This is a genomic window from Solibacillus sp. FSL K6-1554 (assembly GCF_038005185.1).
GTDB lineage: Bacteria > Bacillota > Bacilli > Bacillales_A > Planococcaceae > Solibacillus > Solibacillus silvestris.
Window position 1 is genome coordinate 3,794,966 of sequence record NZ_JBBOSS010000001.1, and the last position, 15,328, is coordinate 3,810,293.

Here is a 15,328-nt window from a genome sequence, read left to right on the forward strand (position 1 = left end):
ATATTCTGAAACTAATATTCATTCTCAATTAAATTTACAAAATAAATGCATAAGCGAGCAAAGCCCATGCATTTATCCGTATTTTTATTTAACTATGTGAATTAAAATATACACAAATACGACAGCCATCCTGTTCCTGCACCGGAATATGCATATCATATACTTCTCGTAATGCTTCAGAGTTAATAATCTCATTTGTTGGACCATCTTTTACAAGGCGTCCATCTTTCAATGCGACAATCCGATCTGAATATACTGAAGCAAAGTTAATATCATGTAAAACAATTACTACTGTTTTGCCCAACTCATCAACGAGCTTGCGTAAAATTTTCATAATTTGAACAGAGTGCTTCATATCCAAGTTGTTTAAAGGCTCATCCAGTAAAATATATTCTGTATCCTGAGCGATTACCATCGAGATAAAAGCACGTTGCTTTTGACCACCTGATAATTCATCCAAAAACTTATGTTCCATTTCACCAAGTGTCATATATTCAATTGCACGGTCGATATGCTGCTCATCTTCTGGAGTCAAACGACCTTTCGAATATGGATAACGGCCAAATGATACAAGCTCACGAACTGTTAAACGCACATTTAAATGATTTGACTGACGTAAAATAGCAACGCGTTTCGCAAAATCATTGGACTTCATTTTTTTAACATCACTTTGATCTAAAAATACTTCACCTGTATCTGCATCAAGCAACCGGCTTACCATTGATAATAATGTAGATTTACCTGCTCCATTCGGTCCAATAAACGAAGTAATTGCTTTCGGCTGAATAGTTAATGAGACATCCTCAACAACCGGTTTTTTTCCAAAGCTTTTAGAAAGCCCTTTAATTTCAATCATCCTGCTTTCCTACTTTCCTTCAGTATTAGGTAAATAAAGTAAAGTCCACCGACAAAGTTAATAATAACGCTGATCGTTGTACTTAACTGGAATACATGCAGTACTAAGAACTGCCCACCGACAAGTGCAATAATACTTATTAAACTCGCACCCACTATTAAAACGGAATGCTTGTACGTAGCAAAAAACTGATATGCCAAGTTAGAAACGATTAACCCTAAAAATGTAATCGGACCAACAAGTGCAGTAGATGTTGCAATTAAAACAGAAGATAAAATTAATACTTTCAATACTATTCTATCATAATTTACACCTAAGTTTATTGCATTCTCCCGACCTAGTGACATGACATCTAAATCACGCAATAAACGGTAACCGTAGATAAATGAAGCCCCTAAAATAATGACAGCAATAAATAGCAGCTCTGTTTTCACATTCATGAAACTAGCAAACAGTCGTGTCTGTAAGCTTTCATATTCTACAGGGTCGATTATTACTTGTAAAAATGTTACAAAACTGCCGAGTAATGTTCCGATTATCATTCCTGCAAGTAAAAGTAGGAAAATCGGATGTTTATCTGCCCGGAATAAGAAACGGTATAAAATCAGTGCGAAAATTACCATTGCCAAAATTGATAAACCAAAGTTTAAATAACGACTTACTACAAAGATTGATGCAGAGCCTGCAAAGAAGAAAATAATCGTTTGCACTACTTCATACATCGAATCGACGCCCATCATAGATGGTGTCAGTAAACGGTTATGTGTAACCGTCTGAAATGTAACGGTCGCATATGCAATCGCCGTTCCTGTAATTACCATTGCTGCTATTCGCTCTAACCGCTTTGGAAAGGCATAACTGAAACCGCCCTGAATATTGTAAAAAGCAAATAACGCAATACATACCAATGCGATAATTGCTAAGAAAATCAACTTTGTACTATTTTTTCGCATATGCTTTCCCCCTAAATAACATTACTAAGAAGATCGCACTGCCGATTACCGCAACCGTTGTGTTTACGGGAATTTCAAACGGGTATACAATTAAACGACTTAAAATATCACACATTAATAGGAATGCTGCACCTAAGAAGATTGTATGCGGAATTGTTTTACGTAAATTGTCTCCCATATATAATGAAACCAAGTTCGGTACGATTAATCCTAGGAAAGGTATAATCCCTACCGTTAAGACAACTGTAGTGGAAATAATCGCTACTAGTACTAAACCAAGATTCAATACGGTACGATAGCTTAAGCCAAGATTTTTGGCGAAATCTTCACCCATGCCAGCAACTGTAAACTTATTGGCATATAAATACGCAAGGAAAATTGCAGGCACCGCTACATAAAGCAATTCATAGCGACCTGATACAACAAGTGTAAAACTTCCTAGAAAGAATGTATCTACACTTTGCAGCACATCCGCCTCATACGCAAGAAATGTTGAAATGGCACCAATAATATTCCCATACATAATCCCGATAAGAGGTACAAAAATAACGTCCTTGAATTTAATGCTTTCAAGAAGACGCATGAAAACCATCATACCGATCAGTGCAAATGTAAAACTGAATATAATTTTCTCCATATACCCAACACTTGTAAAAAATATCATTGATACAACAATACCTAGCTTTGCCGCATCAAGCGTACCAGACGTTGTCGGCGATACGAATTTGTTACGGCTTAAGCTTTGCATAATTAATCCTGAAATACCCATCCCTGCCCCAGCAAGTATAATTGCCATTAATCGCGGTACTCGACTCATTAAGAAAATTTGCATTTTATCTGAATCCCAATCCAATAAATCAGATGGCTTAATGTCGATAGCTCCGATAAACAATGATAAAAAGGACAGGACGATGGTCGCTACTACGAGCATCCAAAGTCTCATTTCATTCTCCCACTATTCTTTATATATTTTATACCTCTATATATTACGTAAATTCTAAATGAAAATGAGAATCATCTCTTTCCCTACATCATTATATAATTGCTAATAATGAAAATCAAACAGACAATTTATAATAAGTTATTTTAAAAGAAGAATAGACTGAAAAATGTACTTTTAGAGCGTTTCTCCGCTTTAATTACGCATCCTTTCTCTTTATTAATAGGAAGAAAATTCAAATTAAAAAAGACCACAATTATTAAAAATTGTGGCCTTACATTTATAATCGATATGTTTTTTTACTTACACTATATTTATTTAATGCTTCGCGATTCACATTATAGCCAAGCCCTTTTGACTTTGGAACAGTAATGTAGCCATCTGTAACGGTTACTTCAGGTTGAATAATATCTTCATGCCAATAACGTTCAGAAGCAGCGGTATCTCCAGGCATTATAAAGTTTGCAAGACTTGTCAGTGCAACATTTTGTGCGCGGCCGATACCCGCTTCCAGCATTCCTCCACACCACACAGGAACATTGTGTTCCATACAGTAGTCATGGATACGCTTTGCTTCGCTAATACCGCCAACTCGCGCAATTTTAATATTTATCACCCGACAGCTGCCAAGTTGAACCGCTTTTCTCGTGTCCTCTAATGAAGTAATACTCTCATCTAAACAAACCGGTGTCTTTATTTGTTTTTGCAATAGTGCATGATCGATTATGTCATCATGCGCTAATGGCTGTTCAATCATCATTAAATTAAATGCATCCAACTCTTTTAAACGATCGATTTCATCTAATGTATACGCTGAGTTTGCATCTGCCATTAAAGGAATTACCGGGAATGCCTGCCGAATTGTTCGGATCAGCTCAATATCTTTGCCTGGCTTAATTTTTACTTTAATTCGTTTATAGCCTTCATCCAAAAACTGCTGAATCGTTTGGATCAGCTGTTCATCTGTAGGCTGTAAACCGATGCTGATTCCTACTTCGATTTTTTCCCGGACTCCTCCAACAGCCGATGCCAACGATTGGTCCGTCAATTGAGCATAAATATCCCACACCGCTCCTTCAATCGACGCTTTCGCCATATTATTGCGTCGAATCGGACGGAATATTTCATACACGTCATCCGGATGCTTTAATTCTTTCCCAAGCAATGCAGGGATTAAAAAATCCTCCAATAAATGAAGCGAAGTTTTAAATGTTTCTTCTGTATAGGAAGGCTCCTCGAATGCAACCCCCTCGCCCCAACCGACTACACCACTTTCATCTGTCGCCTCAATAACTAAAAAACGCTTGTCTTGCATTGTACCTAAGCCTGTCGTAAACGGGGTTTTCATTCGCATCACTAGTTCATGAATTGTTACTTTTACTAATTTCATATTTGTTGCTCCTAATAATATTCAGCCGCCGAATCATTCACCAATTGATGCTAAAGAGCAAATAATGAACGCTTTACAAGTAAGTAATGGCTAATATTATCATCTATTTTGTTTAAATAAATTATTTTATAATTTTGATCAAACATTGCCTGTAAAATGTGTCTTGTTTTATAGCGCCAATCTTCTGCTAAAGAGACACTTTCCACTTTGATTTTCTGGAAGTTCGTAGGGATAGGTAACAGATAGGCATCATGGATAAGTGACTCTTCTTTTTTGAATCTTTGCTCCGGATCCAATGTCGGAAGGCCTACCATATTTTCTTCCCAATTTACTACCGGCTTTGCTTCATCCAGTAATTCTTCCACTTTCGCATCCCAGCGTAAGTAATCATTATCTACAAGTTGCCATTCTACACAAAGACGATCTGTAGGCAGTACTCGATTGAACGGATCTTCCATTTCCCCGTAGCAATTTTCTATATAAGTATCGCTGTAACTACGCAATTTTGAAAAGTTTAAAAATCCGCTGCGTGCTTCAAGAGGGTCAAATGTCCAGCGGCAAGTTCTATAACCGCGCTCTATAGCGATATCCTTTAAGTAATTTTTAAGAAGTTCTCCAACGCCTAGCTCACGATAATTACGTTTCACACCAATCATATGGGAATATAAGTATATATTCTCATCCATATATCCAGGGCAACTATAGTTAAAACCAATTATTTCATCATTTAAATATGCACCAAGTATAATCCCGCCATTGCGAATCGTCGCAATTGTCTGATGTACCGGAATGCTGCCAACAGCCCAAATTTCATGCTCTAGCTTACGTGCCTCTTCAATTTGTTCAATTGTCGTTAACTCTTTAATCGTCACTGATTCTAACATAATTCTGCCTCCCCTATAGTTACTTTTTTTCATACTTAAAAACGCCTTGCTTTACTTAGTTCTCTCCTCAATCATGCTATGTTACCATGATTTCTGAAAAAGACGTGTAACCATCGGGAATGTTCTACATATATCGGTTACCCGGTTATTTTCGACCAAATGTAGCGAATTTAACCCAAGCAGGTCTCTTTCGGCAAATGTTTTTGACAACTTGCTGAAAGAAGTTAATGTGAAGAATCGATACTTCCTTACTCAAAGATTTCTTAGCGCTTTGATAAGTATCATCCCAATCCCATTATATACCACATAATACCTTTTTAAGTAGTTAACTTTTATTATTCCTTATTGACCAAAAGAAAAAACCTTTATTTGCAGAATTTCTGCAAATAAAGGTTTGAAAATTACTTAATACCGCGCATTGCTTTAGAGATGATTGGCGAGATTAGGAGGATAATAACACCTAATACTACCGATAAACCACCTAATACACCAAAGTAAGTTGTTTCAGATACAATTCCATAAACTCGAACTAACTGTGCGTTAATTGCTTGTGCAGCAGCTGAAGCTAAGAACCATAACGCCATTGTCTGTCCTGCGAATGCAGCTGGAGCCAATTTCGTTGTAGCTGATAGACCAACCGGTGACAGCAATAGCTCACCTAATACTAACAGGAAGATTGAGAATACAACCCAAAGTGGGTTTACTAACGTATCTTCCGGAGTTAAAACGATTGCTGCGATCATTACGAAGAATGAAATACCTGCAAAGAATAAAGATAAAGCAAATTTCTTTGGAGTAGATGGTCCGCGATCCGCTAATTTCGTCCACATAATCGCAAACATTGGCGCTAGAACGATGATGAATAACGGGTTAAATGACTGGAACCATGCAGCTGGAATTTCAAAGCCCCATAAATTTAAGTTTGTACGTGTATCAATGAATGTTGCAATAACTGTTGAAGATTGTTCAGCAATTGCCCAGAACATTACCGCACAGATAAATAATGGGATATAAGCTAATAGACGAGATTTTTCGTCTGCATTTGTTTTTGGACTACGATACATATAAATAATAAATAGCGTAGGAATCATTACACCTAAGAATGTAATTAACAATGAGAAGTTTTCAATGCTTGCGTTACCTGTTTGGTAAGCTACGAAACCTAAAATCACAATAATTAAACCACCGATTGTGAAGTTACGAGTCGTCGTTTTCTTCTCTTTATCAGAAAGTGGGTTTGGTGCTACAGAACCTGCTAAACCAAGGCTCTTTTGTGACATTAAGTAAACAACTAAACCGATGAACATACCTACCGCAGCAACACTGAATCCTGCGTGGAAGCCCCAGTTCTTTTGGAATAACCCAACTAATAACGGTGCCAGGAAGCCACCCATGTTGATACCCATATAGAAAATAGAGAATCCTGAATCACGACGTGCATCATTTTCCGCATACAAGTCACCAACTACCGATGAAACGTTTGGTTTTAATAAACCAGTACCAATAATAATAAAGAACATTGATAAGTATAAGGCTGTTACACCAAGCGGCAAGGCCAATAATATATGACCAATCATAATTAATATTCCGCCGTAGAATATCGCTTTACGCATACCAGTAATTCGGTCAGCGATCCACCCGCCAATAATACCTGACATGTAGATTAATGAACCGTAAATCGACATGATGATGTTTGCTTGCGTACGATCTAATCCTAATCCACCATCTTTAACTGCGTAATACATGTAGAATAGTAGAATGGCACGCATACCATAATATGAAAAACGTTCCCAAAACTCTGTAAAGAATAGTGTAAACAACCCTTTAGGTTGACCGACAAAACCAGTTTGAGGAACGGACTTCACGATTTCTTCTTTTGAATACATTTGAAATCCTCCCGATTAATAAATATTCTGACAATAAACTCTGTCGTCTGTTGTCTGACATTTGAAATAATATACTTGAACACTTTAGCCTAATAGTTGATTAAAATCAACAAATAATCAAAATGTTATAATTTTATGTTTTTTCTATATTTTCAGATAAATAAAACGTATCTTCACATCAAGATTTTTGTATTATAAATCAATTAATTCAGTAATGAAATTATTTTGACTTTTCCTTAGAAAAATAAATTTTCATTAATATAGAAAAAGACTAAAGTACAATGTGACTGCAATGTACTTTAGTCTTTTGTTTATATTATTGCTTAACAACATAAATTTCATACTTTTGATAATCCGCTTCTTTAAGTTCAAGCGTCAATAATGTACCCTCTTCTTCATACTCCGTTTCCAGAACAGTTGCCTGCTCATTTAAATAGGAAACAATTCCGCCCTGATTATATGGAATAAGCATTTGACACGTTATATAATTAGCAAAAATTTGCTGACGAATTAACTGAAGTAACTCCTCAAGTCCTACATCTTCCTTCGCAGAAAGCCAAATATTATCTCCGCTAACTAACGGATATTCTACATCAGCCAAATCGGATTTATTGTATACATATACAGTAGGAATATTTTCAACATCAATTGCTTTTAATGTCTCATTCGTTACATCCATCATAAATCGGTATTCCTCATTAGAAACATCGACAACATGCAGCAACAGGTCGGATTCTCGTGCTTCTTCCAATGTTGATCGGAAGGCTTTTACTAAATGATGCGGCAATTTACTAACAAAACCAACCGTATCAGTCAGTAAAAAGGATTTGTTATCTTCCAGGTCAATATTGCGGACCGAAGTTTCAAGTGTTGCGAACAACATATCCTTTTCAAACACTTGCTTTGTATCATCTTGCCCTGCCTTTGCAAGTAACTGGTTCATAATCGTGGACTTCCCTGCATTTGTATAACCTACAATTGATACGACAGGCACTGCATTTTTACGGCGTTGTTTACGCTGTGTTTCACGCTGCTCTTTAACTACTTCTAACTCTTTCTTGATTTTCGAAATCTGATCTTCAATTTTACGGCGGTCAAGTTCAAGTTTCGTTTCCCCTGCACCACGGTTTTTAAAGCCGCCGCCTGTTCCTCCCCCTTGACGGGATAATGATGCATGGAGCCCAACTAGGCGCGGGAGCATATACTGTAATTGAGCGAGCTCTACTTGTAATTGCGCTTCACGCGTTTTTGCACGGCGACTGAAAATATCTAAAATCAGCATTGTGCGATCAATTACTTTACATTGTAAATCACGTTCTAAATTACGGATTTGCGATGGTGAGAGTTCATCATTAAAAATAACAATGTTGGCATCTGTTTCATCAAAGAACGCCTTAATTTCTTCAATCTTCCCTGTGCCTACATAATGTGAAGGTGTGACCCGTTCCAGATTTTGCGTCACCATACCGACAACTTCTACATCTAAGGCTTGTGCTAAATTCGCCAATTCTTCCATTGAATAATCGAAATGCTCATCCTTTTGTAAATTGACGCCAACTAATACACCGCGTTCAATCAATACTTCAACATCTTTCAAATTTTTGCCTCCTTGCTACCATCTATAGTTTTTTCCCATCGTAACATACAATTCAAAAGCCTGTACAATGACAGCATATAAGCGCATTATGATACTATAAGAACAATTATTTTTCTTCATTCATCACTTACCTTTCACGGGTGAGTGATGAATGAAGAAAAGCCCCGGCAGATGTCACAGATTTTTTTAAGGAAAATGAAGTCAGCCTAAATACGTCACATCAAGTGACAACGGCTGACTGACCCACATCCTGTGGGCCTCAAAAAATCTGGACGCAAATACGCCGAGGCGTAATTGATGAAAAAGAAAAGGCGGTTTTTATGAAATTTGAACAAATGAAAGTGCAGCTTCATGCACTCATTTCTAATAAAACACTACTTCAGGCAACAATTAGCCAACCACGTCAGAAGTCCAATGACCTAAAACGGGTCAAACTCAAGCCGGTAGAGATTCGCGGAGACTATATGATCCAGCTGGAATTTCAATATGAGCGCATTTTAAAACATGAAAATATTACAATTGAAGATTTAGCTGTAAAGCTTGATGCTCTCTTTGAAGATTTTCGTCAAGTACATGCAGAGTTTCAGGAGCAGACAGTGCAAGTGCAACTCTCTAAGAAAAATAAGGTACTTTGGAAATCTGATCAAAATGCGACAACTAAACAAGTGAACTTATCCCATAACCGAAAAAAACAGTATTTATTGGATGATTCCCGTGTTCACCCGTTTTTAGTCCGCTTAGGGGTGCAGACAGAGGACGGAAAAATAAAGAAACAGAAATACGATAAGTTTAAACAAATCAATCGCTTTGTTGAGTTTATTGATGATTCATTAGCCCATTTGCCAAAAGACAGAACGATTCGCATCTTAGATTTCGGTTCAGGTAAATCTTATTTAACATTCGCTTTGTATCATTACTTAAAAATTGAAAAGGGTCTTGATATTCATGTCACAGGCCTGGACCTCAAAAAAGAAGTAATCGAAGAATGTAATCGGATTGCTGCTGATTTACAATATGAAGATTTACAGTTTTTAGTCGGGGATATTAATGACTTCAATGAAGAAACTGCTGTAGATATGGTCGTAACGCTTCATGCTTGTGATGTTGCGACAGATATGGCATTAGCCCGTGCAGTAAGGTGGGGCGCAAAAGTTATTTTAAGTGTTCCTTGTTGTCAGCATGAGCTGAACCGTCAGCTGGAGGTACCAGCACTATCAATTATGACACAGCATGGTTTAGTGAAGGAGCGCTTTGCAGCATTAGCTACCGATTCAATTCGCGCTGAACTTTTATCACTTGTCGGCTATGATACTCAATTACTGGAATTTATCGATATGGAAAATACACCAAAGAATATTTTAATACGTGCTTACCATACCGGAAAGAAGCCAACGAGTGAGCAGCGGTTAAAGTACGACGAATTTGTGCGCTTTTTAAATGCCAAGCCATTTCTAGAAAATGAGCTGCAGGATTTACTCCTATAGCAAAATAGTTTTCTCACTTTGTTTTATTTTTTCTATTTTGTGACTAAAATTGATTACTTATTCAACTTTTCCTTTTGTTACAGAATTGTAAAGATTGATAAGGTTAGAGTAAAATTTGTATAGATTTTTTTAAGTTTTTGTTATGATAATTGAGGTTAATTTTTAAAATTATTTTAATTATATATATTCAGGAGGCAATTCCATGTTTAGTTCAAAGAAGCAAGATCCGTTTTTCTCAGCCTTATTGAAAATTGCTGAAAATATGCGTGAAGGTATCCATTATGCAAATGATTTCCGCATTGAAACGGTTGCAGACTTAAAGGAAATCAGCATTCGTATGAAACAATACGAAACAGCGGGTGATAAATTAATTCATGAATTAATCGTCATGCTTAATAAATCATTTATGACACCAATAGAGCGTGAAGATATTTTATCATTAGCGATTCGTATGGATGATGTGTTGGATGGCGCAGAAGGTACGATTGCACATTTCGAAATGTTTTCATTAACAGAAATCGATGAGTCAATGCGTGATTTCCTAGCATATATCGCCAAATCTACTGATGAAATCGTTAAAGCGATGGAACTTTTAAACAGAAAAGATCTTGTTGGAATGCGCCAGCACGCCATTTTAATTAAAGATTATGAGCGTGAATGTGATGAAGTATTACGTTCTTCCATTAAAAAACTATTTTTAAACGAAAAAGATCCTATTCGTCTAATTAAATTCAAAGATATTTATGAGCAGCTAGAAGAAATTGCCGACTACTGTCAAACAGTTGCTAATACAATCGAAACAATCATTATGCGTAATGCGTAATAAATGAGGAGTCCTTTTAATGAATACACTACTTATCATTACCGTCCTAGTAGTCTTTTTTGCACTTGCATTTGACTTCATTAATGGTTTTCATGATACTGCAAATGCGATTGCGACATCCGTTTCAACACGTGCGCTACCTCCTCGAGTAGCGGTAATCATGGCAGCATTTATGAATTTCTTGGGTGCCATTACATTCGTAGGTGTTGCAAAGGCGATTGCGTCAGATATTGTTGACCCGTTTGCATTATCTACACCTGATGCACCATTAATCGGTTCTGTTGTTATTTTGGCCGCTCTATTATCGGCGATTACCTGGAACTTAGTCACTTGGTATTTTGGAATTCCATCAAGTTCTTCTCATACATTGATCGGTTCGATTGCAGGTGCTGCCATTGCAGCATCTGGAGTCGGGGTTTTAAACTATAGCGGATTCACAAAAATTATTATTGCTTTATTAGCATCACCAATCATTGCGATTTGTGCCGGTTATTTAATGATGACAATAATGAAATTTATTTTTAAGAATATGAATCTTTATAAAACAAATAAAGGCTTCCGTATTATGCAAATTTTCACTGCAGCCATTCAATCATTTACCCACGGGACAAACGATGCTCAAAAGGCAATGGGTATTATTACGATGGCACTGATTGCAGCGAATTGGCAAACAACGGATGATGTACAAGGCTGGGTACGTTTTGCCTGTGCTTTAGCAATGGGTCTTGGTACTTCGATCGGTGGCTATAAAATTATTAAAACAGTTGGCGGTAAAATCATGAAAATCCGTCCTGTAAACGGTGCCGCTGCGGACATTGCTTCTGCATCCATCATTTTCGGTGCGACATTAATTCACTTGCCTGTATCAACAACACATGTTATTTCTTCTGCAATTATGGGTGTTGGTTCGGCACAAAATGTAAAAGGCGTAAACTGGGGTATGGCTCGTAAAATTGTCACAACTTGGATTATTACAATGCCTATTTCTGCTGTGATGGCAGCAATTATCTATACAGTATTAAATCTATTCTTTTAAAAAAGAGGGCAGGTATGTTTCGAAATTTTTTTCGGACAAACCTCCCTCTTTTCTTTTTTTCTATCAATCCATTACACTGTATTTATGGAAAAAGAAAGGCGGTAATTTATGAAACAGTTTGCAGCATTCATTACAAAATTCGCAAAACCGATTGTTCTACTATGGTCTGCACTTTTAATTGTTCTTGCATTTTTTGCGCTTCAACTCCCTTCTAAACTGCAAGGGGATGGTTTTTTCTACGATGGCGACCACTCGTATGTAACGAAAGAGCTATCGGATACATTCAACTTACCTGCAAAAACGATTTTTGTACTGTTTGAAAATAAATCGGATGAGGAAATTTCATCAGCACTTGAAAGTTTAGAAACAATCGAAGAAATCCAATCCATTACATCTCCTGTAGGTGTTGAAGATTTAAACAAAGAAGGATATGCCTATGGAATGCTGGAGTTCGATAATACGGTGGATGATTACTTCCCTATTATTGATGAGCTGCGTGAAAAGCTTGGCGATATTAACGGTATTTCCATTACAGGAGAACCGGTTATTTCAAAGGATATTAATGTTGCGAGTCAAAATGATTTAATTAAAGCTGAAACGATTGGCCTTCCGATCGCCTTAATCGTTTTATTGTTAGCATTCGGTACGATCGTAGCTTCTTTACTGCCGATATTAGTCGGCGGTGCTACGGTTGTCATCACACTTGGTCTATTGACTCTATTAGGAGATAGTGTGAACTTATCGATTTTCGTGTTAAATATTGTCCCAATGCTCGGGTTAGCCTTAAGTATTGATTTTGCATTGCTGCTTATTAACCGATACCGTGAAGAACGCAATACACAATCGGTTGAGCAGTCTGTTCAAATTGCTATCCAAACAGCCGGACGCTCAATTATCTTTTCAGCGCTTTGTGTCATGATCGGTCTTGGCGCAATGATTGTCATAGATGTTGAAATATTCATGAACATCGCGCTTGGCGGGTCAATTGTTGTGTTGCTCGCTGTATTAACAGGTATTACACTTTTACCGGCAGCATTGACGATTTTAGGCGACCGTTTAAATAAAGGCCGTGTTTTCCGTATAAAACCAACTGCCTCTCGTTGGCAGAAGTTCGCCGCCTTTGTCATGAAACGTCCTGTCACAATTATCGTTGTGGCTATCATCTTGCTATGTGTTGCAATGGTGCCGATTAAGGATATCGAGTTAACTATTCCTTCTACGGAATCACTGCCGGAATCCTATGAGTCACGCCAAACGTTCGATACACTCGATGAACAATTCGGTCTCGGCGATAATACACCAGTATTCCTTCTGGCAGAAAATGATGAAGCCGGTGCTTGGGATACGACAGAAGGCCGCGAGAAAATACTCGATATCCAGCAGCAGTTGTTGGATGATCCGCTTGTTGATCGTGTAACGTCAATGTTTACTGTGGCCCATATCGATTCTGTTGAAATGTGGGAAATGGCGAATAGCAACCCGCAAGCACCAGGTGCACTGGAGGAAGTGGCGGAAAACTTTATTCAGGAAGATAAAATGTATATGGTCGCGTATTTAAATACAGAAGGTTCTTCATTCGAAGCACAGGATTTTGTACGGGACTGGAGTGAAAAGGACTTAGGTGTCGATTTCGCCTTATCCGGTCAAGCAAAGTTCAATCAGGAAATCTTTGATGAGATTTCGAGCAAGGTACTCATCGCCATTGCGATCATCATTGTATCAACCTTCTTTATTTTAATGATTGCGTTCCGTTCGATTTTAATTCCGTTGAAGGCGATCTTAATGAACATCCTTGGCTTAGGAGCGACATTCGGAATTCTCGTCTACATTTTCCAGTATGGCCATTTCGGTTTGGAAGCGACGACGATTGTACTGATTATTCCGGTGTTAACCTTCTGCTTAGTGTTCGGCTTAAGTATGGACTATGAAGTTTTTTTAATTTCCCGTATTCAGGAGGAATATTTAAAAGGGGCAACAAATACGAAGGCAACGGTCGATGGACTTGTCTCGACGAGTAAAATTATTACATCGGCAGCGCTCATTATGATTGTTATTACCGGTGCATTCGCATTTACGGATGTCATGCCCGTGAAGCAAATCGGTGTCGGTATTGCGATCGCGATTGCCATTGATGCAACAATCATCCGCCTGATGCTCGTCCCAAGTTTCATGAAGTTGTTTGGTGACTGGAACTGGTGGCTGCCGTTTAGAAAGAATACTAGATAACGTTGAATAAATAGTCGTCCGGCCTTTTGTAAAGGGATCGGGCGGCTGTTTTATTTCGGTCAGGATTTTATTAGAACAATTGTCGGGGATATTAGAAGACGCAGTGAGGTTATTAGAACATCTGTAGTTTTTATTTGAAAACCGGGTGAAACGGGTTATTTTCCTTTCAATTAGAGAGGGTGCCGGGTGACCAATCTTGCGTTTATTAGAACTTCTCGTGCCGATATTAGAACAACTTGATGGGATATTAGCACATCTATCCCCTATATTAGAAAATCTCGAACACTTATTAGCACATAGAGCTTGTATATTAGAAAATGAGACTTTTATTAGAACTTTTTAAAATATATTAGACAATTCCACCTGTTTATTAGAAAATCATCACCCCACACTCCCCAAAATAAAAAAATCCCCTTCGTCACTATAACGATGAAGGGGATTTTAGAAATCAAAGCGACCAACCTAGCCTATATACAGTTGTTCCTCAAACGGCAGCACAACTGCATATGCTTCGCTCGACTGTTCACTTTTGTTTAACTCGATCTGTTTCGGGTCTTTAGGTTCCCACAACATATAAAATGCTTGAATTACAATGACAATAACAACGGATGCTACTAAAATTGTACCGACGATAATCTTGACCATTTTATTTCCGGACATTTCTTTCGATGAATTCTGTTGTGCCATTCTTCAATTCCCTCACTTATCTATTTTGAAAGTCGGAAACCTTCCTCACGTAAATAAGCGATAGCATCTTCACGCGTACCGAAAGATTCCTCTAAATTTCCTTGATGATAAATATTCCAAGAACGATCATTAAACTCAAGCTCTAGTTTTGTTCCTTCACGCGATGTCCACGTCTCGACAATCGGTAAAATCTCTTCTTCTTCCTCAGATAAATAGTTGATTGAGTCGCGCACTATTTCACGTAACGCTTCCTCGCTGTAGTCACGAATATTGACTAGCCCGTTGTCGCCCGCTTCTGTTTCATATTTCAATAAGTCACCGACGAAAACAAAGCCATTGCCGTTTGGATGCAACTTTTCTACAACAATCGATTTTTCGTAAAGGCTTCCTTCAAAATGATAATTCACACGTTTTAATGAAATTTCCTTTTTCGTCAACTGAGGAAATGATTCGATAATTTCTTGTTTTTGTTCAAATGTTAGCATTGTCTGCTCCTTTTAAATGTCTTTTCAATTAATAAGTATACCGTGTCCGGCGAAAATTAAAAAGCGAAGCATATGCTTATC

The 15,328-nt window shown here is 37.6% G+C and carries 13 protein-coding genes; 4 read left to right on the forward strand and 9 right to left on the reverse strand.

Going from position 1 to position 15,328, the window contains the following annotated elements; genetic code table 11:
• Positions 1 to 88: 88 nt before the first annotated feature.
• From MHB58_RS18890 to hflX, 7 genes are all read right to left on the reverse strand, one after another.
• The gene (locus MHB58_RS18890) at positions 89 to 856 is read right to left on the reverse strand and encodes an iron ABC transporter ATP-binding protein (protein ID WP_008405841.1); all 768 of its coding nucleotides are present in this window, start codon (positions 854 to 856) and stop codon (positions 89 to 91) included.
• On the reverse strand, positions 853 to 1,809 hold the full coding sequence (locus MHB58_RS18895; protein WP_014822511.1) for an iron chelate uptake ABC transporter family permease subunit: 957 nt from the start codon (positions 1,807 to 1,809) through the stop codon (positions 853 to 855). The genes MHB58_RS18890 and MHB58_RS18895 overlap by 4 nt, the downstream gene beginning before the upstream one ends.
• Positions 1,796 to 2,752 carry an ABC transporter permease gene (locus MHB58_RS18900; RefSeq protein WP_008405843.1) on the reverse strand — a complete coding sequence of 319 codons (957 nt, stop codon included), beginning with the start codon at positions 2,750 to 2,752 and terminating at the stop codon, positions 1,796 to 1,798. Before MHB58_RS18900 ends, MHB58_RS18895 begins: the two co-directional genes overlap by 14 nt.
• A 277-nt stretch (positions 2,753 to 3,029) precedes the next feature.
• Entirely contained in the window at positions 3,030 to 4,139 is a 1,110-nt protein-coding gene (menC, locus tag MHB58_RS18905; RefSeq protein WP_340735822.1) for an o-succinylbenzoate synthase, read from the reverse strand.
• Positions 4,140 to 4,189: 50 nt separating this feature from the next.
• The gene (locus tag MHB58_RS18910) at positions 4,190 to 5,023 is read right to left on the reverse strand and encodes a GNAT family N-acetyltransferase (protein WP_340735823.1); all 834 of its coding nucleotides are present in this window, start codon (positions 5,021 to 5,023) and stop codon (positions 4,190 to 4,192) included.
• Between the two features lie 401 nt (positions 5,024 to 5,424).
• On the reverse strand, positions 5,425 to 6,909 hold the full coding sequence (locus tag MHB58_RS18915) for a peptide MFS transporter (protein ID WP_014822508.1): 1,485 nt from the start codon (positions 6,907 to 6,909) through the stop codon (positions 5,425 to 5,427).
• 316 nt (positions 6,910 to 7,225) lie between these two features.
• Positions 7,226 to 8,506: a GTPase HflX gene (hflX, locus tag MHB58_RS18920; RefSeq protein WP_008405847.1), complete on the reverse strand. Its 1,281-nt coding sequence runs from the start codon at positions 8,504 to 8,506 to the stop codon at positions 7,226 to 7,228.
• A 320-nt stretch (positions 8,507 to 8,826) separates the two neighbouring features.
• Here hflX and MHB58_RS18925 point away from each other — a divergent pair, with 320 nt between their 5' ends.
• The 4 genes from MHB58_RS18925 to MHB58_RS18940 all read left to right on the forward strand — a co-directional run bounded on the left by MHB58_RS18925 (position 8,827) and on the right by MHB58_RS18940 (position 14,075).
• Positions 8,827 to 9,990, forward strand: coding sequence for a class I SAM-dependent methyltransferase (locus tag MHB58_RS18925; protein ID WP_340735824.1), 1,164 nt, complete (start codon positions 8,827 to 8,829; stop codon positions 9,988 to 9,990).
• 202 nt (positions 9,991 to 10,192) lie between these two features.
• A complete protein-coding gene (locus MHB58_RS18930) occupies positions 10,193 to 10,813 on the forward strand; it encodes a DUF47 domain-containing protein (RefSeq protein WP_340735825.1) in 621 nt (206 codons plus the stop codon).
• A 19-nt stretch (positions 10,814 to 10,832) separates the two neighbouring features.
• The gene (locus tag MHB58_RS18935) at positions 10,833 to 11,849 is read left to right on the forward strand and encodes an inorganic phosphate transporter (protein WP_008405850.1); all 1,017 of its coding nucleotides are present in this window, start codon (positions 10,833 to 10,835) and stop codon (positions 11,847 to 11,849) included.
• A gap of 108 nt (positions 11,850 to 11,957) precedes the next feature.
• The gene (locus MHB58_RS18940) at positions 11,958 to 14,075 is read left to right on the forward strand and encodes an MMPL family transporter (protein ID WP_340735826.1); all 2,118 of its coding nucleotides are present in this window, start codon (positions 11,958 to 11,960) and stop codon (positions 14,073 to 14,075) included.
• 462 nt (positions 14,076 to 14,537) lie between these two features.
• Here the strand turns inward: MHB58_RS18940 and MHB58_RS18945 are convergent, their stop codons facing one another.
• Both MHB58_RS18945 and MHB58_RS18950 read right to left on the reverse strand, forming a co-directional pair.
• On the reverse strand, positions 14,538 to 14,762 hold the full coding sequence (locus tag MHB58_RS18945; RefSeq protein ID WP_340735827.1) for a hypothetical protein: 225 nt from the start codon (positions 14,760 to 14,762) through the stop codon (positions 14,538 to 14,540).
• 20 nt (positions 14,763 to 14,782) lie between these two features.
• A complete protein-coding gene (locus tag MHB58_RS18950) occupies positions 14,783 to 15,247 on the reverse strand; it encodes a hypothetical protein (RefSeq protein WP_014822504.1) in 465 nt (154 codons plus the stop codon).
• Between the last annotated feature and the right edge of the window lie 81 nt (positions 15,248 to 15,328).